This window comes from Aquimarina longa SW024, from assembly GCF_001401755.1.
In the GTDB taxonomy this organism is placed as follows: domain Bacteria; phylum Bacteroidota; class Bacteroidia; order Flavobacteriales; family Flavobacteriaceae; genus Aquimarina; species Aquimarina longa.
The window spans coordinates 719,759-738,120 of record NZ_KQ474099.1 but is presented as its reverse complement, the minus strand read 5'-3'; the positions used below and the strand labels follow the sequence as shown (position 1 = coordinate 738,120).

The window sequence follows — 18,362 nt, the reverse complement described above, 5'->3', positions numbered from 1 at the left end:
ATTATTATGCATTAGAATTCTTATCTCTAATTCTTTTGTAGAGTTTAATTCCCATCATAAGTGTAATGGCAAGGGATAGAATTCCGATAACTCCGTATACCCAATTTACGGCATCACGAACAATTACTAAAAAAATTACAGAAAAAAGAATAATAGTGGAACCTTCGTTCCACATACGCATTTGACCTGATGACCACTTTATAATATCATTTTGAAGTTGCTTATAGATATGATGGCATTTTAAATGATACCCGATAAGCAATACTACAAACCCTAGTTTAACATGCATCCAAGGTTGTTGTAACCAAGCTGGCATTAAAATAAGTAACCATATTGCAAAGAGTGTTGCTAATATAGCAGAAGGCCAAGTAATGATAAACCAAAGGCGTTTAGACATTAGCTTTAACTGTTTTTCTAAGATCTCTTTATCAGGAGAAGGTTTCTGAGAGGCTTCGATTTGATAAATAAACAACCTAGGAATATAAAACAATCCTGCAAACCATGTAATGACAAAGATGAGGTGAAGAGATTTTATGTAATTATAATATTCTAACATTTCATTAGTTAAATTATAGTATATCTTATTAAATCTCTAAAAGTAATAAATCTAATAGGATTTGATAGTACCTATAATAATTACAATAAAAGTTAATTTAATTCTTAAGACTCAGTGGGTATAAGAAGTTTTGTTTTGATCTCTCGATTTAGAAAATAACCAGTAACAATTGTTGACAATATATCTGCAATCGGAAAAGCAATCCAAACACCTAATTCTCCATAAAATTTTGGAAGCATTAAAATTAGAGGGATAAAGAAAAACCCTTGCCTTGATAGCGTTAATAGTAGTGCAGGTATCGCTTTTCCTGCCGCCTGGAAATAAGCTCCCCCAATAAGTTGAAGTGCAATGATAGGCGTAGCAGCAAAGACCCATCTCATACATGTTGGAGTATGTGTTAATACATATGTGTTGATAGCTAATTCTTCGGTAGATAAATTTAGATGATCACTTAGAAATAGCCCTGTTATTTCTGGAGCAAAAAAGAATAACCCTATAAAAACTAAAGTTGCTAAGATAGCAGCGTACGTAATTGCAGTATTGATTGTTTCTCTAACACGTTGGTATTGATGAGCTCCGTAATTATATCCTGCAATAGGCAAAAATCCTTGGGTTATTCCAAAAACAGGAAATAAAGCAAACATTAACATTCTGCCGATAATTGCATATACTGCTACCAGACCTTCTTGTCCAAGGTTAAATAATATATTGTTCATTAGTAAATAAGTAATACTTACTACGGCTTGTCTAGCTAGTGTAACACCTCCTAATGATGCAATTTCAGAAACAATGTCTTTTTGTAATCTAAAATGACGAAAACTTATTTTTAATTCAGAGTTTTTAGAATTGAAAAACCAAAATACATATAGAAAACAGGCTAGATATGACCCTGTAGTCGCCCATGCAGCACCATACATTCCCATATCCATTAGATAAATAAAAATATAATCCATTACCAGATTACTTATAGTAGGAATAATCATAGCTACCATGGCAAATTTTGGTTTCCCTTCTGCTCTAATAACTGTGTTTCCCATCATTGCAAAACCCAGAATAGGAACACCATATAGTATAATGGTATAATAAATTTTTGCAGGTTCGAATATGGCTCCTTTACCACCGAACTTTGGTATGATGTCATCTACAAAAATTAAACCTAGGATCACAAGAGAAATCATAAAAATAAACCCTAAAGAGATTTGATTTCCAAAGGTTTTTAGTGCCTTTTCTTTATTTTTTGCTCCTAATGCACGTGAAATAATACTAGAACCTCCTACTCCTATAGACATGCCTAAGGCTCCAATAAAAAAAGAAACAGGTAGTACCACATTGATAGAGGCAAAAGCAATAGAGCCTATCCAATTCCCTACAAAAATAGAATCAATTAGAACATTTAAAGACATTACTAATATTCCAATAGATGCTGGTACAGCTTGTTTTACAAGTAATCGGCCTATAGGTTCTGTTCCTAGTGTTTCAGAAATGCTTTTTGTCATTATATGATATGAGGTTTAGCAACACTCCATTCATTTCCCCATTTAGCGATTAAATCAGCCCAATCATCACGATCATTAAGGCAAGGTATGGTTGTAAATTCTTTACCTCCAACTTCATGAAAAATTTCTTCCCCTTCCATTGCAATTTCTTCTAAGGTTTCTAAACAGTCTGATACAAAAGCAGGAGTTACAATAGCCATTTTTTTGATACCTTCTTTTCCCATTCGCTCTATAGTACGATCCGTATAAGGCTGTAACCAAGGGTCAAAACCTAAACGAGATTGAAAAGATGTGGAGTATGTTCCTTCTTTTAGTTTTAATTGTTCTGCTACCTGACGAGTAGTGTCATAGCATTGATGACGATAACAAAACTCATGCGCAGGAGAAGCTGTATTACAACAAGACTTATCAACTTTACAATGAGATTTGGTAATATCACTTTTGCGAATATGTCGTTCGGGTACACCATGATAAGAAAATAATAAATGGTCGTAATCCAGAGTTTCTAATTTTTCGCTTATACTCTTTGATAAAATAGAGATATAGTCTTTATTATTATAAAAGGCAGGAACATCTGTAAGTTTCATATTAGGAAAATGCTCTTTTCTTAACTCTTCTGCAAGTACTAAGATTGTTTCTGTTGTTGCCATGGCAAACTGAGGATAAAGAGGGATAATAAGCACTTCATCTACTCCCTTATCATGTAATTCTTGTAGCCCTTTCTTAATGTTCATAGATCCATAACGCATGGCTAGACCTACTGGGATAGAGGTGCGATCTGCTACTTTTTTTTGTAACCTCTCTGATAATACGATTAGAGGGGAGCCTTCATCCCACCAGATTTTTTGATAAGCAGCGGCAGATTTTTTAGGTCTGGTATTTAGTATAATCCCTTTTACCAGAAGTGTTCGCGCCCATAGAGGAACATCAATTACTCTTGGATCCATTAAAAACTCGCCGAGGTATTTTTTTACATCTTTTGGATCAGTACTATCTGGAGACCCTAGATTAACAAGGAGAATTCCTTTACTCATAGTTTTTATTTTTGCACATACAAAAGTACAAACTATAAGCAGTAATGGTGCTAAAAGCGATAAGAGTTTTTGATAGTGGTATTATTAATATGATGTTTAATGACTTATAAGTGAAAACTAAAATTAAGAATAATTTACAAATACGTTAAATTCTAATAAACTAAAAATAGAGTAGTTTAATTTTAGTATTTTTAGAAAGTAAAACATCACTAAATCTAATTAGTGTTGTTTAAAACCATACTAAATCTCTATTTTTTTTGTTAAGAAAGAGTGAGGTCATTAAAAAAACAATAAATTAAAACAGATGAAACGTATAATTGTAGATGTAGAAAAAGATAAAGTAGACTTTGTTCTAGAGCTATTAGAACAGTTTGATTTTGTGTCAGTCATAGAGGATACTTCTGATGAAGATCCAGGTATGTATGATTCGATTGTATCTTTGCAAAAAGGAATAGGGATTCCTAAATAGAGATACTAATTAAAAAAATGTGTTATCTTAATTTGTGATTTTTAATAAGAATAATTTAACTTAAACTCATTACATATTTTTTTGGAGTAGTGCCAAATTTCTTTTTAAATGCAGCAATAAAATGGCTAGCAGTGCTATATCCTACTTTTAATCCTACTTCATTTACATTATAACTTCCTGAGGCTAATAATTGTCGAGCTACTTCCATTTTATAGTCAAATAAAAACATATAAACAGGTTCTCCATATATTTGTTTAAATCCATCTTTAAGTTTTTTAAGAGGTAACCCAATTTCTTTTGATAACTGCTGTAGAGTAGGAGGTTCTGCCATACGAGCAATAATAATCTCTTTAGCTTTTCGGATTTTTAATACATTTTCTTCATCTACCAAAAACGGACACTGTTCTATATCGGCATCCTCTGGTCTATTAAAATAAAGACTTAATAGTTCGTATGCCTTTCCTTTAAAATATAATAACTTGATAGACTTATGTAAACTATAGTTCATGATTTGATTTAGTACTACAGACATAGAAGGGGAGATAATAGCATCTGTATAATATTTTTTATCTCGATTTCCTTCTCCTAAGAATGGGATGTAATCTGCTTCCTTAGAAAATAAAGAATGGAATTTTTTTATAGAAATAAGAATAGTAATTAGCCAAGAGTCTTTGCTTATTTCTACATTCATAGGCAGATCACGTTGTGGATTGTATAGTAAGAGAGAATTTTCCTCTACTAGACTAATAGCATAACTTCCGTTGTTAAAATTAAATTTGATAGCACCTTTGATACAAAAGTGAAATTGTATAAGATTACTTTCGATATCCCTTATAATACATTGACTTTCATTAGTTTCATTTTGAAATTTTAAAATATAAAAACCATTTTCAATTTGAGTTTCTTCTAAAATCCCTGGAGCGTTATTTTTTAATTCAATTTCCATAATTACAAAATGCTTTTTATTTAGAATGAGTCTAAACTATCGACATAAGAATCTTTCTTAAGTATACAAAAATAAGGGTTTTTGATCATTTTTTCATGAATTATACCGCAAACAACTTTTTTCGATATTAAAAACTCTTCTAGCGTTATTTTTTATGACATATCTAAAATACTTTTGTGATGGAATAATATAGAATTGATTGCATGGAGCCTCATTTAAGAGCAAAAGGGACAAATTTTTACACAATCGGACTTAGTTATAAAAAAGCTGATGCAGAAATCAGAGGGCATTTTAGTGTTACTGATGAGGCTAAAGAAGGTATATTACAACAGGCTAAACAAGAAGGTATTGAAGCATTATTGGTAACCTCTACCTGTAATCGAACCGAAATACATGGTTTTGCACAACATCCTTTTCAATTAATTAAATTACTGTGTGAACATACTCATGGTACTGTAGAAGAATTTGAAAAAGTAGCATATGTACATAAAAATAGTAAAGCAATAGCACACCTTTTTAGGGTAGGTACAGGATTGGATAGCCAAATATTAGGAGATTTTGAAATTATAAGCCAGTTAAAAAAAAGTTTTAGAGCTTCTAAAAATACACAAGTTACTAACCCATTTTTAGAGCGATTGATTAATGCCGTTATTCAAGCTAGTAAACGTATTAAGAATGAAACAGAAATTTCTTCTGGAGCTACTTCTGTAAGTTTTGCAGCCGTACAATATATATTAGCACGAGTACCTTATGTTTCGGATAAAAATCTATTATTATTTGGTACTGGTAAAATAGGCAGAAATACATGCGAAAATCTAGTAAAACATACTAAAAACGATCATATTGTTCTAATTAATAGAACTAAACTTAAAGCAGAAAAAATAGCAGGTAAGTTTAACCTTGTTGTAAAGGATTATGCTAATATTCAATCAGAAATAAAGAACTCTGATGTGCTTATAGTAGCTACCGGAGCACAGAAACCCACAATTTCTAAAGAATTAATTCATTCTGATAAACCATTACTAATTCTGGATTTATCAATACCTCGTAATGTTGCTCTTGATGTAACAGAATTGCCTAATGTAACCTTGGTACATCTGGATGATTTATCAAAAATGACAGATAAAACATTACAACGTAGAAAAGAATTTATTCCACAGGCAGAAGAAATTATTGAAGAGATTAAATCAGAATTTAATGATTGGTTAGAGACTCGTAAGTTTGCTCCTACCATTAGAGCTCTAAAAAATAAGCTAACGACATTAAAAGAGGCAGAAATCAATTTGCAACGAAAAAAATATGCAGATTTTGATGAAGAACAGGCAGATATCATCAGTAGTAGAATTATTCAAAAAATTACGAATCATTTTGCAAATCATCTTAAGGATGAAACTACTTCAGCAAATGAAAGTATAGAATTTATTCAAAAAGTATTTCAATTACAAAATAAATAATTTTGGCTAAAACGATTCGTATTGGTACCAGAGATAGTGAGTTGGCACTATGGCAAGCCACGACTGTACAAAAAAGTTTAGAAAACTTAGGATATGAAACTCATTTGATTCCTGTTAAATCTACAGGAGATCTCATCTTAGATAAGCCTTTATATGAATTAGGTATTACAGGTATTTTTACTAAGACTCTAGATATCGCTATGCTTAATGGAACTATTGATATTGCAGTACATTCTATGAAAGATGTTCCAACAGCATTACCAAAGGGAATTGTAGAAGCTGCGGTTTTGAAGAGGGCTAATGTACAGGATATTTTGGTACATAAAGGATTAGACTTTATAGAACAAGAAGGAGTAATAGCTACAGGAAGTCTTCGCCGAAAAGCACAATGGTTACATAAATATCCAACACATCGTGTTGTTGATCTACGAGGAAATGTAAATACTCGAATGCAAAAGCTTACTGATAATGACTGGAACGGAGCCATATTTGCAGCAGCAGGACTAGAGCGTATTAATCTAAAACCTGATCTTTATATGAATCTGGACTGGATGACCCCAGCTCCAGCACAAGGAGCGATGCTTGTCGTAGCTAAAGAAGAAGATAAATATTGTAGAGAAGCGTTAGCAAACCTTAATGATAAAAATTCTGAGATCTGTGTACATATCGAACGAGAATTCCTGAGAGAGTTAGAAGGAGGATGTACAGCACCAATAGGAGCATTAGCAAAAATCCAAAATGATACTATTAATTTTAGAGGAGTTTTATATAGTCTAGACGGAAAAAATAAGATTGAAGTACATAAAATGATAAAGGTTAGTGATACAAGTAACCTTGGGAAAACATGTGCACAAGAAATATTAAATAACGGAGGGAAAGAGTTGATGGAAAAGATAAAAGCCGAAATAGGATAAATTGAGTATAGTGTCTACATTACTTTCGACTAAGAAATTCTCTATGGCTCAAAAAGAATTAGTACTTAATGCTGGTTTGGGTTTTGTCGAATATGATGCTATTGCTATTGAATATTCTAAAACCTCTATTGAAAGCAACATCCCAAATGTTATTTTTACAAGCAAAAATGCTGTCAGAGCTATCGAAAAATTTGGAACGAATATTTCGAAATGTTTCTGTGTAGGAGAAAGTACAAAACAGATCTTGATAAAAAATGGCCAAAATGTAGTCGAAATGGCTCAAAATGCATCAGATTTGGCTAAGATTATAGTAAAAAAGTATAAAAAAGAGTCTTTTTTGTTTTTTTGTGGAAATCTTAGAAGAGATGAATTACCAAATTTATTACAGCAACATGATATACATTTGCAAGAGCAAATCGTATATAAAACTAGTATAAATCCTAGAAAATTCGAACGCGTATTTAATGGGATATTATTTTTTAGCCCTTCAGGAGTTCGAAGTTATGTTTTAAAAAATACAATTGAAGAACCGACTGTTGTGTTCTGTATAGGAACAACGACTGCTTCTGAAGCTAAAAAGTATACAACAAATGTTATTATAGCGAACAAACCCACTGTAGAGAATGTAATTGTTCAGGCAGTAAAATATTTTAGAAATCAATAAAAGAAACTCAAAAACTATAATTCAGAACTGATTATTAAGTTAAGCTTAAGATATTTTTAGTAAAACAGAGTAAGCTTTGATACGTTTAAATTTGGATAATAGATGATATTTTGAGATAATATAGAAACACTATGACATCACTAAAAAACAACCTATTTCTTAAGGCTTTAAAAGGAGAAACAGTAGCACGTCCACCAGTATGGATGATGCGTCAAGCAGGAAGATATTTACCAGAATTCCGTGCTTTAAAAGCTAAATATGATTTTTTTACACGTTGTAGAACACCAGAATTGGCTGCAGAAATTACAGTACAACCCATAGATATTATTGGTCCTGATGCTGCAATTTTATTCAGTGATATCCTAGTGATACCACAAGCAATGAATATCGAAGTAGAGATGAAAGATGGTATAGGTCCGTGGTTACCTAATCCAATTCGCTCAGTGAAAGATGTAGAACAAGTGATTGTTCCTGATGTTTATGAAGAGTTAGGGTATGTAATGGATGCTATTACATTAACTAAAGAACGCTTAGATAACCGTGTTCCATTAATTGGATTTGCAGGCTCGCCATGGACAATCTTATGTTATGCTGTACAAGGGCAAGGATCTAAGAACTTTGATAAAGCAAAAGAGTTGTGCTTTTCACAGCCCGAAGCCGCACATCAATTATTGCAAAAAATTACAGATACTACAATTGCATATCTAAAAGCAAAAGTAGCAGCAGGAGTTAATGCAGTGCAAATATTTGATAGTTGGGGAGGGATGTTATCACCAGTAGATTATCAAGAGTTTTCTTGGAAATATATTCAGCAAATCATAGATGCACTAAAATCAGAAACAGAAGTTATTGTTTTTGGAAAAGGCTGCTGGTTTGCATTACAAGATATGGCAAAATCAGGAGCTGCCGCATTAGGAGTGGATTGGACTTGCTCTGCGCGTAATGCTCGGTATCTTACAGGAGGAAATATAACACTACAGGGTAATTTTGATCCATCAAGGTTATTATCTCCACCTTCAGAAATCAAAAAAATGGTAAAACAAATGATTGACGAATTTGGTAAAGATCGATATATTGCCAATTTAGGGCATGGGATCTTACCTAATATTCCTGTAGAGAATGCTCAGGCATTTGTAGATGCCGTAAAAGAATATCAAGTGTAAAAATAATGATTAAAGGGCTTATAAAAAGTTTAAGTTTTCGACAAATCCTTAAGTTAGCTTTATTAGTTTTTTATAAGCCATTGTATATGTATCCTACCATAAAGGCTACTAGAAAAACTATGATGATTTGTGACCTACATTATAAACATGTACATCATACTAATGGAAAAGCAAATGCTTTTAGACATGCATTATGGAATATCTTGATTTGTAAAGCTGTTTTCAAAATAACTAAAAACATAAGAGAAGCTACAATTTGGGCAGAAAAAATCACCAACTTGCATGAAAAAATAGCGGTTAATGAGCTTCTGGAAACAGCTATGGATCTACACAATAATAAAATAGGGAGATTGTATTTTCTTGATCTAGATAAGAGTTCTGACGAAGAAATGATTTTTTACTTAAAAGAAAAAGTTGAGAAATCCATTAAAGTAACCACGATTAAAGAAATGAAGCATTATCAAAATGATTTGGTTTATCTTCAAGTAGACTAAAATATAGATCTAAATTCCTTATTGTTATGGTTTAGTAAATAGAAGTGGGTAAAAACTGATTTGTTAGGGTACTCATAAATATTAGGAATAGAAGTAACGTTTTGTTCTTTTGAAACATTCACATATATATATAATTATTAAAAAAATATAAATGAAAAAAATATTATTTGTAGTTAGTTTAATAGGGTTTAATTTTATTGCCAGTTCTCAAATAAGCTATGTTAATGGAGAAACAAAATTGATTAACCCAACAGGTAGAACCTTAATAATAGAGAAAAACGATAATGATTCTTGGTTAACTTTTCATGATCCTGGTAACTTCTGGTATTCTATGGGAATTGATGTATCTAACTCAGGTCTATTTAGTCTAAATACAGGAGGGGAGTTAAATAGTTCTCAATTTGTAATGGATATAGATGGAAATATTGGAGTTGGAATATCAAAACCTACATCAAAATTAATGCTGCAAGATGATACCCCAATCGTTAAAATTTTTCATAAAGGAGCTTATCAAGGAGCCGATAGGGCTTTTGGAGAATTAAGATTTATTAATAATTATGATAATTTAGGAGGTCATCGAGCATCAATAAAAGCTATTAACACAAAAGAAGGTTCTGAATCTTATGTTGGATTAGAGTTTAGTACAAGTACTCATAAAGGTAACAGAGTTTTTGAAGAGGTTAAAGCAATGACAATCGACCATTATGGAAATATTGGAGTTGGAATATCAAAACCTACATCAAAATTAATGCTGCAAGATGATACCCCAATCGTTAAAATTTTTCATAAGGGAACACATCAAGGAGTCGATAGGGCTTTTGGGGAATTAAGATTTATTAATAATTATGATAATTTAGGAGGTCATCGAGCATCAATAAAAGCTATTAACACAAAAGAAGGTTCTGAATCTTATGTTGGATTAGAGTTTAGTACAAGTACACATGAAGGTAACAGAGTTTTTAAAGAAGTTAAAGCAATGACAATTGACCATTATGGAAATGTTGGAATTGGAACACCAAAACCAGATTCAAAACTTACTGTAAAAGGAAAAATTCATGCAGAAGAAGTGAAAATTGATCTTAGTATACCAGCGCCAGATTATGTTTTTAGAAAAGATTATAATCTAAAAAGTATTGAAGAAGTAGAGGACTTTATCAAAAAGAATAGTCATCTCCCTGGAATACCATCAGCCAAAGAATTTAAGCAAAATGGAGTGATGCTTGCTGAAATGGATATGAATCTTCTAAAAAAAATAGAGGAATTAGTACTTTATACAATTGCTCAGGAGAAAAAAATAAAATCTTTAGAAAAACAAAACTCTAAAATCGAAAAACTTGAAAAAGATAATAAGGAATTAAAATCCATAGCCGATAGATTATTGAGAATAGAAAAACATATTGAAGCTAAAAAAAAATAAAAAACCTCAAAAACTGAAACAAATCCTTAGATAATGATACTAATAAAGGTAAAATATATCTATGGCTATTGAAGATTGGTTGATGATAGAGGTGTAAAAGTTTACTCAGATGCTATTGACTTTATTGTCAAAAGCATCTGAGATTACTATTGATAATGATGAAGAGAGTTTAACAATGATTAAAGATAAGCTCAAGGATGAATTAGGAATACCTTTTGAAGATTTGATAAATACGGATAACGAGAGTTTTATACAAATATTAGTACAAAAAAAGTTTAACTTAGAACATCTAAAACTACTTGGAGATATACTAGCAGAGTTATATTTTAAAGGTATAAAAGTAAAGGATACTCATGAAAAAACATTAATTCTTTATAATTATGTGCAGAATCATAGCACTACATATGCTATTACATTACAACAGAAAATACTAAGACTAAATAACTAGTAAAATTATGTTTAAAAATATTATTAATAGTATTAAAGCCTATTTTGGGGCATTTGGTCTTATTTCGAAACTTGGATTATGGAAATATTTTTCTATTCCTATTTTGATTAGTGTCGTTACTGGGTTTTCTTTTATGGCATTAGCCTACTTTTTCTCGGACGATTTAGGAGCATTAATTGCTAAAATATGGCCGTGGGAATGGGGATCAAATACTTTTGGAACGATCAGTACATATATAGGAGGCGCATTGATTCTCGTCTTAGGGTTAATACTATATAAACATGTTGTAATGGCATTATCAGCACCTTTTATGAGTCCAGTTTCAGAAAAAATAGAAACACATTTTTTGGGAGAAACCAAACATGTGCATCGCAATACTTCTTTTAGTGAGCAATTATCCAGAGGGATCCGTATTAATGTACGTAATCTATGTAGAGAATTATTATTTATGATACCATTACTAATACTTAGTTTTATTCCTGTTATAGGTATCGTAGCTACGATATTGATCTTTTTAATCCAAGCTTATTATATTGGTTTTGGAAATATGGATTATACCATGGAGAGACATTTTAGCTATAAAGAAAGTATCCAATTTGTAAAAAAAAATAGAGGCACTGCAATTGGCAATGGTATTGTATTTGTCTTAATGCTATTTATACCAGTTATTGGATTTATTATTACTCTTCCCATATCAGTAGTTGCAGCATCTACAGAAACTGTAAAAATTTTAAAAGAAAAAGGACTGATTGAGACTAGTACTAACAATGAAGTAATGAATATCAATTCTTAATATTTTCATAAAAACTAAAGGACTACAAAAAAAGAATACTAAAATAATATCAGGAAACTTCTAGTAATCAAATCTTACTGATTAATAGGTATTTAAAACAATGAGGTTTTATTGTTGTAGTAATAAGGTTAAGCCATATCATCACCTATTTTTCTTACATATTTGTAAAAAATTAACATTTAATGGAGTAAAACTAGCTCTTTAACGTTTTTCACATTTTTTTCTTTTTGATTACATCTCTAATCATAATCTTTGTATCATTATTTCTAAATAAGCAATATTAAATTGTTTGATATTTAAACAATTAATATGAATTTAGAAATAATTCTTCCCCCTATATGTTATTAGAAATATTGAATACTAAACTAACTATTTAATAATTATAAAAATCCAACGATTATGATTAAAACTACTATTTCTATAGATGATTCGTTTTCATCTTTATTAAAACGAAAACAAATAGCACTTTATATAATTGCTATGCTAATGTTTCCTTCTTTGGGGATATATGCCCGAGATTATGACAATTCCATTTCTTCTGTAATTAAAGAAACAGAAATGATAATAGAATCAGAAAATGTTAATAATACATTTTCTTCTTATCTAAAATGCGTTACTTTTAAAAATATTGGTGATTGTGATACCGATATTTACCAATATTCACGTAGAGGATGTAGATTGAAGAAAAGATTGGCTCCAGGCGAATCTTGGATTTTAAATACATATCGAGGAACAAGATTCAGAGCTGTAGAAGCAGATGCTACAGACTTTTCTGATTTAGAATTTAATGTGCTCTACCGTGTAAATTATAAACACACGCAAGTGGTTAATCTTGATCCTCAATATTGTATTGATCCTTGTGAGAGTTTAATCGTAGATGCAGGAGAAGATGTGAAGGTGTGTAATGAAGAAGAAGTAGTATTAACAGCTTCTGTTACAGGAACAACTACATGTACTACGCCTTCAGAAACTGATTGTAATCATAGCCTTTATTGTTCAGGAGGGTATTACAGTCGCTATTACCCACATTCTAATGCTGCATATTGTGGTAATGGAAAAGGAGCAAAATTATGGACTGCTAGTGGATATGGTACATCTTATGTAACTATTGATTTTGGTAAAGAAGTTCCAAAAGGAACTAAAATCCATACTAGAATGAAATTAAAGCATTGTAGCAATACATATGCTAATTTATCTAGCGCAAAAATTAGCGCTTCAAAAAATGGAAATTTTGGATTTGTAACTTTAGGAACTGCAGAATTTTCTTCTACAGAATACGCAGAATATACATATACTCTAGAAGAATCTGCTAGATATATACAAGTTGTAGATAATGGAAAATGTTCTTTCTTAGTTGATTATGTGAAGTACGAAATAGAAGGTACTACAGATGATACTATAACGTATAGTTGGTCTGGACCTGGTATTGTAGGGGCTACTGATCAAGAGAGTATTACAGTTAATGAAGCAGGAACCTATACAGTAAGTGTTACTAACTGTGATAATTGTACAGTTACAGATACTGTAAAGGTAAAATATAAAAAATCTCCTACTGTAGAAGTTACCCATACAGATGCTACTTGTGAAGCTGATAATGGAACGATAAAATTTACTTTTCCGGATAATACGAGTCGTATTAAAATTTCACTATCTATTGATGGGGGAGAGAATTATACAACAGTTGCTGATGATTCTGGATCATATACTTTTGAAGGATTAGCACCAGGAAGCTACGATATTTCTGTACGATGGGGTAATAAAGACTGTCCAATTGATCTAGAAACAGTGATTATCGATCAGACAGAAACTATTTCTGTAGATGCAGGACAGGATCAAGCTATTTGCTCTGGGCAAGAAATAATACTATCTGCACAAGTAGATGGAGAAGGTAAGTGTACGGATTGTATAGAATATAATCTGAAAGATACAGACTATTGTAGAGGAGATCATAATTTTGTAGTTTGGATTAAAGATGGTAACTCTAGAAGATGGTTTAAGAATGTAGATTTAGTTTGGAAAGAAAATACAGATGGTACTGCTACATTAAAAGGAACAGTCTTTGAATACGCCGTATCTAATACAGAATTTGAAGTAGATGCTGTTTATTCAGGAAGAACAGTTATAGCACCTAAGGATAGTCCAAAAGAGCATTTCTGTCATTCAGAAAGTACATCAGGTTGGGTATATTATACAGAGTTAACAGGAACAATAACTCAAGTAGGTGGCTCAATAAGCTATGATATACAAAGAAGAGGACCTGCCTTCCAATTAGGAACAGGAGCAAATAACTATGAGACAGCAACTGCTGTAAATGGGGGATCAGGATGGTTTAATATAGTCGGGGATTACCAATCTTACGGTGATTTTAACTTTAATCTTGGGGAGTGTATTACTTCAACGACTACAGGAGTTGAGTATTTATGGTCAACAGGAGAGACTACAGAAAGTATTACAGTATCTCCAACAACAGATACTGAATATACTGTAACAGTGAGTAATTGTGGTGATTGTACAGCAGAAGATACGGTTAATGTAACGATTACTAATATCACTGTAGATGCTGGAGATAATCAAACGATTATTGCTGGAGAAACAGCTACATTAACAGCAGTATCTTCAGATTCGGAAGCTACATTTACATGGTCAACAGGTGAAACAACAGAAACAATTTATGTTAACCCATCTGAGACGACAACATATACGGTAACTGCTACCAACAGTAACGGTTGTGTAAGTACAGATACTGTTACTGTAGAGGTGGTTGATCCATGTATAAAAGACGAATATAATGTAGTAGCATATCCTATACCAGTAGAAGCAAAGGGAATCTTAAACATTGATGTTGCGGTAAATAAAGCTCAGAGTATTACGTATGCTACTTATAAAATGGATGGAAATAGAATTGGACCAGAAGTTACTTATAACGCAGCGCTAGGATGTAATACTATTGCAGTAGATCTAAGCATACATTGTAGCTTTTTACCAGCGACCAAGTATGTATTAGTTGTTACTGGTGATGGTTGGACTAAATCTATCCATATCCAAACAAAAATGTAATACAGATAGATTGTATTTATAGTACTAGAAAAATAATAATTTATAGTAAAAGGGTTGCCAGAATGGCAACCCTTTTTTTATTAAAAAGTTATTATAGTAAAATCAAAAAAGTAAATGATATAAAGGCAAGCATCATTTTAACTCTTACTCAGTGATTAGTAGATTGTAATTAGTGATAAAATGAGATTATGTGAATTATTTAAGAATATATATGATTAATTGTTTTTCTACTAATTTTATTCGATAAATCCTAATGATTTACTATTCTATTTTATGTAATTCTTTTAGCTTTGAAATTCATTATAAGCCCCATTTTATGAAAAAAAATATACTATTGCTATGCTTTATATTTTGCATAAACCTCTATTCTCAGATAGATTCTAATTCATTATTTGCATTACCAAAAGCGACTACATTAGAAATAAAAGGTATCTCCTCTCCATTAGAAGGTTCTTTAGTATATAGCTCGACAGATAGACATATTTATAAATATACAGGTAGTGTTTGGGTTCCTTTTGATGGTAGTGAAACTAATATAATTGCTGGTGATAATATTAATATAACAGGTACTGGTACTACATCCGATCCTTATATAATAAATGCTGTTCCTGCTACTTTAGTATTAAATCCAGATGGTACCTATACATTTTCAAATGGAGTAGATCCAGATGTGATTATAACCCGTGGAGGTGCAGGACATGCCCCTATAGTATCGCAATCTAATGCAACAGGTAATTGTAATGATTTTCAGACTAATGAAACTAGAGATATTATTATTACTGGAGATTTTTTTGATGGTAGTTCTGTAGTTACTATATCTGGGCAGGTAGTAAACTCTATTATTGTTAATAGTGTTAATCAAATAATTGCTAATGTAACCGCAGGAACAGTATCTGGGAGTTATGATATTCAGGTAACTACAGGAGCAGGGACAGGTACACTTGCTAATGGTTTTGTTATAAAAACAGGTTTAATAAGTCATAACTATGCTACGGGTGATATTACTCTATCTAGTCGAATGTCATATATAGCAGGAAATTTAGATAGAACATCAGGAAACAGTTGGAATGAACAAGGATATTCTTTAATTTATGGAATCCCATTAGGAAATGAAGGACACCTTAATTTTACCGCAGGAGGAGGGATTAATAGGTATAGAATGATTGGATTGAATAGTGATCCTGCATCGAATTCACACTATAACTCTCTTGATTATGCGATATACCTTACAGGGTATAGGTTAAATATTTATGAGAATGGGATACATAGAGGAGATTATGGTACTTATACTTTTGGAGATCAATTTGAGATTAATGTTAATTGTAATGGTATTGTTACTTATAAAAAGAACGGAACTGTTTTTTATACCTCTTCAGTAGCTGTGTCTAGTATTTTATATTTGGACTCTTCATTTTATAGTTTTAATGCTGAAGTCTATAATATTTCAATTTCATATTAAAAAAAATAAGTTAAAAATTAATCAAAAGTCTTATCTCTATCATATTAACTCTTAGAAGCAATAGCGAGGTAATACTATATTTTTTAAAATAGAATAGATTATAGTACTATTTTATGTAGAACATAAATAATTTCATATAGACCGGTATGAGTTACCAGTACTGATAATTTATTATTTGTACTTTTGGACTCTTTTATAGAGAAAATATGTAAGTGATGTTATTTAGAACTAATAGGTTTTTAACACTATAAAAAAAGCAATAAGAATGAAAGATACATTTTATCAATATATACAAAAACTTCAGGATACAATTACTTCAAAATTAGAAGAGATAGATGGTACAGCTAAATTTCAGGAAGATCTTTGGAAACGACCAGAAGGAGGAGGAGGAAGAACTAGAGTGATCGAAAGTGGTACAGTATTCGAAAAAGGAGGAGTAAACATTTCTGGAGTGCATGGTAGATTACCAGAAGCTATGCAGCGCTATTTTAAGGTAGGAGATGTTGATTTTTTTGCCTGTGGATTATCTCTAGTCTTGCATCCTAAAAATCCAATGGTTCCAACAGTACATGCCAATTGGCGTTATTTTGAGATGTATGATAAAACAGGGACTATTGTAGACAGTTGGTTTGGTGGAGGACAAGATCTAACACCCTATTATTTATTTGATGAAGATGCGAAACATTTTCATCAGATTTGTAAAAACTCTTGTGATAAGTATCATCCAGACTTTTATACAACATATAAAAAGAAATGCGATGCCTATTTTTATAATGCCCACCGAGAAGAAGGACGTGGAGTAGGTGGATTGTTTTTTGATTATTGCAAAGCAAATAATGAGATGTCTATGCAAAATTGGTATGATTTTGTAACCGAAGTAGGGGATAGTTTTCTTGAAGCTTATGTACCTATAGTAGAAAAAAGGAAAAACCTTAAGTATACGAGTGATCAGAGAGATTGGCAGGAAGTAAGGAGAGGACGTTACGTAGAGTTCAATCTTGTACACGATAAAGGAACGTTATTTGGGTTAAAAACCAATGGAAGGATAGAAAGTATTCTAATGAGTTTACCACCACATGTACAATGGAAATATGACCATCATCCAGAAGAAGGTAGTGAAGAAGCACGATTAATAGAAATATTAAAAAATCCAATAGATTGGGTATAATCAGAATAGATATTAAGGAATAAATATTTTAGGTAAAAAAACAAAGTAATATAAAGAATTGTACGAAACTACTTTGATTTATTATTGATAGGGCTATGTATAATCAGTTGAAATACCTGAAAAACCGTTGAAAAATTGTAGATTAATTTTTTTTTATTAACTTGCATTACAATCATTTAGGGCTTATTTAGATTTTGTTATACTAATTAACACAAGTGCCCTATGAAAAAAATTCTAATATTGTTAACCGTAATCCTTATCATTGGATGCGAGTTTTTACCTAAAGAATCTAAATTTTCGAAATATTCAAAAAATACGATTCGCTTTAAAAATAATACGATTGTTCTTACAAGTAGTTACGCAAAAATAGCCCCAGAAGAGTTTAAAAATAGACTAGATTCTCTTATCGATAAGCCTAAGTTTAGAAAAGTTGCTTTAGATGAATTAAAAAAAGTACAAGATAAGAGAGTTGATTTTGAGCTGTTTGTAGATGAAAATAATGTAGAAAATTATGTGTTTATTTATACATGTGACTTTTATACATTTGATGAGCATAGGGCAGCTAGAGTTGTACAAGAACTTAATGATCGATTATTAAACGAAGCCAATGGGCAAAAAATGAATTATAAAAGAATTCATGGCCGATTTTTCTTTACTCCATCCTCTAAAGTTATTAAGCTTAAATACTTAAAAGCATATAAAAAAGAAAGAAAGTTTCAGACAGAGTATATTGTGGCTTCTAAATTTGGAGGAGTTGGATTATTAATTAGTAATTTAGAAGATATTGATTTTGAAGGTTCTATAAAAAAATTAGCTACAAAATAAAAGCC

17 protein-coding genes are annotated in these 18,362 nt (G+C 31.4%); 13 read left to right on the top strand and 4 right to left on the bottom strand.

Annotated features, from left to right (window positions below; translation table 11 throughout):
* Window positions 1-4: 4 nt before the first annotated feature.
* From N456_RS12055 to hemH, 3 genes are all read right to left on the bottom strand, one after another.
* Window positions 5-556, bottom strand: a complete 552-nt coding sequence (locus tag N456_RS12055) for a CopD family protein (protein ID WP_062057229.1) — start codon at window positions 554-556, stop codon at window positions 5-7.
* A gap of 104 nt (window positions 557-660) precedes the next feature.
* Window positions 661-2,052, bottom strand: a complete 1,392-nt coding sequence (locus N456_RS12050) for an MATE family efflux transporter (RefSeq protein ID WP_062057228.1) — start codon at window positions 2,050-2,052, stop codon at window positions 661-663.
* Window positions 2,052-3,086 (bottom strand): ferrochelatase, encoded by a 1,035-nt coding sequence (gene hemH, locus N456_RS12045; RefSeq protein WP_062057226.1) that lies wholly within the window; start codon window positions 3,084-3,086, stop codon window positions 2,052-2,054. The genes N456_RS12050 and hemH overlap by 1 nt, the downstream gene beginning before the upstream one ends.
* 304 nt (window positions 3,087-3,390) lie before the next feature.
* On the opposite strand from hemH, the gene N456_RS24455 reads away from it, so the two are divergent.
* Window positions 3,391-3,555, top strand: coding sequence for a hypothetical protein (locus tag N456_RS24455; RefSeq protein WP_158447879.1), 165 nt, complete (start codon window positions 3,391-3,393; stop codon window positions 3,553-3,555).
* A gap of 55 nt (window positions 3,556-3,610) precedes the next feature.
* On the opposite strand, the gene N456_RS12040 is transcribed toward N456_RS24455, so the two are convergent.
* Complete coding sequence (locus N456_RS12040; RefSeq protein ID WP_062057224.1) at window positions 3,611-4,501, bottom strand: AraC family transcriptional regulator; 891 nt, start codon at window positions 4,499-4,501, stop codon at window positions 3,611-3,613.
* Between the two features lie 203 nt (window positions 4,502-4,704).
* On the opposite strand from N456_RS12040, the gene hemA reads away from it, so the two are divergent.
* The 12 genes from hemA to N456_RS11980 all read left to right on the top strand — a co-directional run bounded on the left by hemA (window position 4,705) and on the right by N456_RS11980 (window position 18,357).
* Entirely contained in the window at window positions 4,705-5,955 is a 1,251-nt protein-coding gene (gene hemA, locus N456_RS12035; protein WP_062057222.1) for a glutamyl-tRNA reductase, read from the top strand.
* 2 nt (window positions 5,956-5,957) lie between these two features.
* Window positions 5,958-6,869 (top strand): hydroxymethylbilane synthase, encoded by a 912-nt coding sequence (gene hemC / locus N456_RS12030; protein ID WP_062057220.1) that lies wholly within the window; start codon window positions 5,958-5,960, stop codon window positions 6,867-6,869.
* Window positions 6,870-6,879: 10 nt separating this feature from the next.
* Window positions 6,880-7,533 (top strand): uroporphyrinogen-III synthase, encoded by a 654-nt coding sequence (locus N456_RS12025; protein ID WP_062057218.1) that lies wholly within the window; start codon window positions 6,880-6,882, stop codon window positions 7,531-7,533.
* A 131-nt stretch (window positions 7,534-7,664) separates the two neighbouring features.
* On the top strand, window positions 7,665-8,696 hold the full coding sequence (hemE, locus tag N456_RS12020) for a uroporphyrinogen decarboxylase (RefSeq protein ID WP_062057209.1): 1,032 nt from the start codon (window positions 7,665-7,667) through the stop codon (window positions 8,694-8,696).
* A gap of 5 nt (window positions 8,697-8,701) precedes the next feature.
* Entirely contained in the window at window positions 8,702-9,190 is a 489-nt protein-coding gene (locus N456_RS12015; RefSeq protein WP_062057206.1) for a DUF6973 domain-containing protein, read from the top strand.
* A gap of 151 nt (window positions 9,191-9,341) precedes the next feature.
* On the top strand, window positions 9,342-10,607 hold the full coding sequence (locus N456_RS12010; protein ID WP_062057204.1) for a tail fiber protein: 1,266 nt from the start codon (window positions 9,342-9,344) through the stop codon (window positions 10,605-10,607).
* Between the two features lie 109 nt (window positions 10,608-10,716).
* On the top strand, window positions 10,717-11,055 hold the full coding sequence (locus tag N456_RS12005) for a hypothetical protein (RefSeq protein ID WP_148639306.1): 339 nt from the start codon (window positions 10,717-10,719) through the stop codon (window positions 11,053-11,055).
* 7 nt (window positions 11,056-11,062) lie between these two features.
* On the top strand, window positions 11,063-11,848 hold the full coding sequence (locus tag N456_RS12000; RefSeq protein WP_062057200.1) for an EI24 domain-containing protein: 786 nt from the start codon (window positions 11,063-11,065) through the stop codon (window positions 11,846-11,848).
* Between the two features lie 399 nt (window positions 11,849-12,247).
* On the top strand, window positions 12,248-14,905 hold the full coding sequence (locus N456_RS11995; protein WP_062057198.1) for a carboxypeptidase-like regulatory domain-containing protein: 2,658 nt from the start codon (window positions 12,248-12,250) through the stop codon (window positions 14,903-14,905).
* A 316-nt stretch (window positions 14,906-15,221) separates the two neighbouring features.
* Window positions 15,222-16,364: a hypothetical protein gene (locus N456_RS11990; protein WP_062057196.1), complete on the top strand. Its 1,143-nt coding sequence runs from the start codon at window positions 15,222-15,224 to the stop codon at window positions 16,362-16,364.
* Window positions 16,365-16,629: 265 nt separating this feature from the next.
* Entirely contained in the window at window positions 16,630-17,532 is a 903-nt protein-coding gene (hemF, locus tag N456_RS11985; RefSeq protein ID WP_062057194.1) for an oxygen-dependent coproporphyrinogen oxidase, read from the top strand.
* 222 nt (window positions 17,533-17,754) lie between these two features.
* The gene (locus N456_RS11980; protein WP_062057192.1) at window positions 17,755-18,357 is read left to right on the top strand and encodes a hypothetical protein; all 603 of its coding nucleotides are present in this window, start codon (window positions 17,755-17,757) and stop codon (window positions 18,355-18,357) included.
* Window positions 18,358-18,362: the final 5 nt, after the last annotated feature.

Coding starts and splice junctions, on each gene's coding strand:
- N456_RS11980 (WP_062057192.1), top strand. CDS start 17,755: ATGAAAAAAATTCTAATATTGTTAACCGTAATCCTTATCATTGGATGC.
- hemA (WP_062057222.1), top strand. CDS start 4,705: ATGGAGCCTCATTTAAGAGCAAAAGGGACAAATTTTTACACAATCGGA.
- N456_RS12055 (WP_062057229.1), bottom strand. CDS start 556: ATGTTAGAATATTATAATTACATAAAATCTCTTCACCTCATCTTTGTC.
- N456_RS12010 (WP_062057204.1), top strand. CDS start 9,342: ATGAAAAAAATATTATTTGTAGTTAGTTTAATAGGGTTTAATTTTATT.
- hemF (WP_062057194.1), top strand. CDS start 16,630: ATGAAAGATACATTTTATCAATATATACAAAAACTTCAGGATACAATT.
- N456_RS11990 (WP_062057196.1), top strand. CDS start 15,222: ATGAAAAAAAATATACTATTGCTATGCTTTATATTTTGCATAAACCTC.
- hemH (WP_062057226.1), bottom strand. CDS start 3,086: ATGAGTAAAGGAATTCTCCTTGTTAATCTAGGGTCTCCAGATAGTACT.
- N456_RS12050 (WP_062057228.1), bottom strand. CDS start 2,052: ATGACAAAAAGCATTTCTGAAACACTAGGAACAGAACCTATAGGCCGA.
- N456_RS12000 (WP_062057200.1), top strand. CDS start 11,063: ATGTTTAAAAATATTATTAATAGTATTAAAGCCTATTTTGGGGCATTT.
- N456_RS12040 (WP_062057224.1), bottom strand. CDS start 4,501: ATGGAAATTGAATTAAAAAATAACGCTCCAGGGATTTTAGAAGAAACT.
- hemE (WP_062057209.1), top strand. CDS start 7,665: ATGACATCACTAAAAAACAACCTATTTCTTAAGGCTTTAAAAGGAGAA.
- N456_RS11995 (WP_062057198.1), top strand. CDS start 12,248: ATGATTAAAACTACTATTTCTATAGATGATTCGTTTTCATCTTTATTA.
- N456_RS24455 (WP_158447879.1), top strand. CDS start 3,391: ATGAAACGTATAATTGTAGATGTAGAAAAAGATAAAGTAGACTTTGTT.
- N456_RS12005 (WP_148639306.1), top strand. CDS start 10,717: ATGCTATTGACTTTATTGTCAAAAGCATCTGAGATTACTATTGATAAT.
- N456_RS12015 (WP_062057206.1), top strand. CDS start 8,702: ATGATTAAAGGGCTTATAAAAAGTTTAAGTTTTCGACAAATCCTTAAG.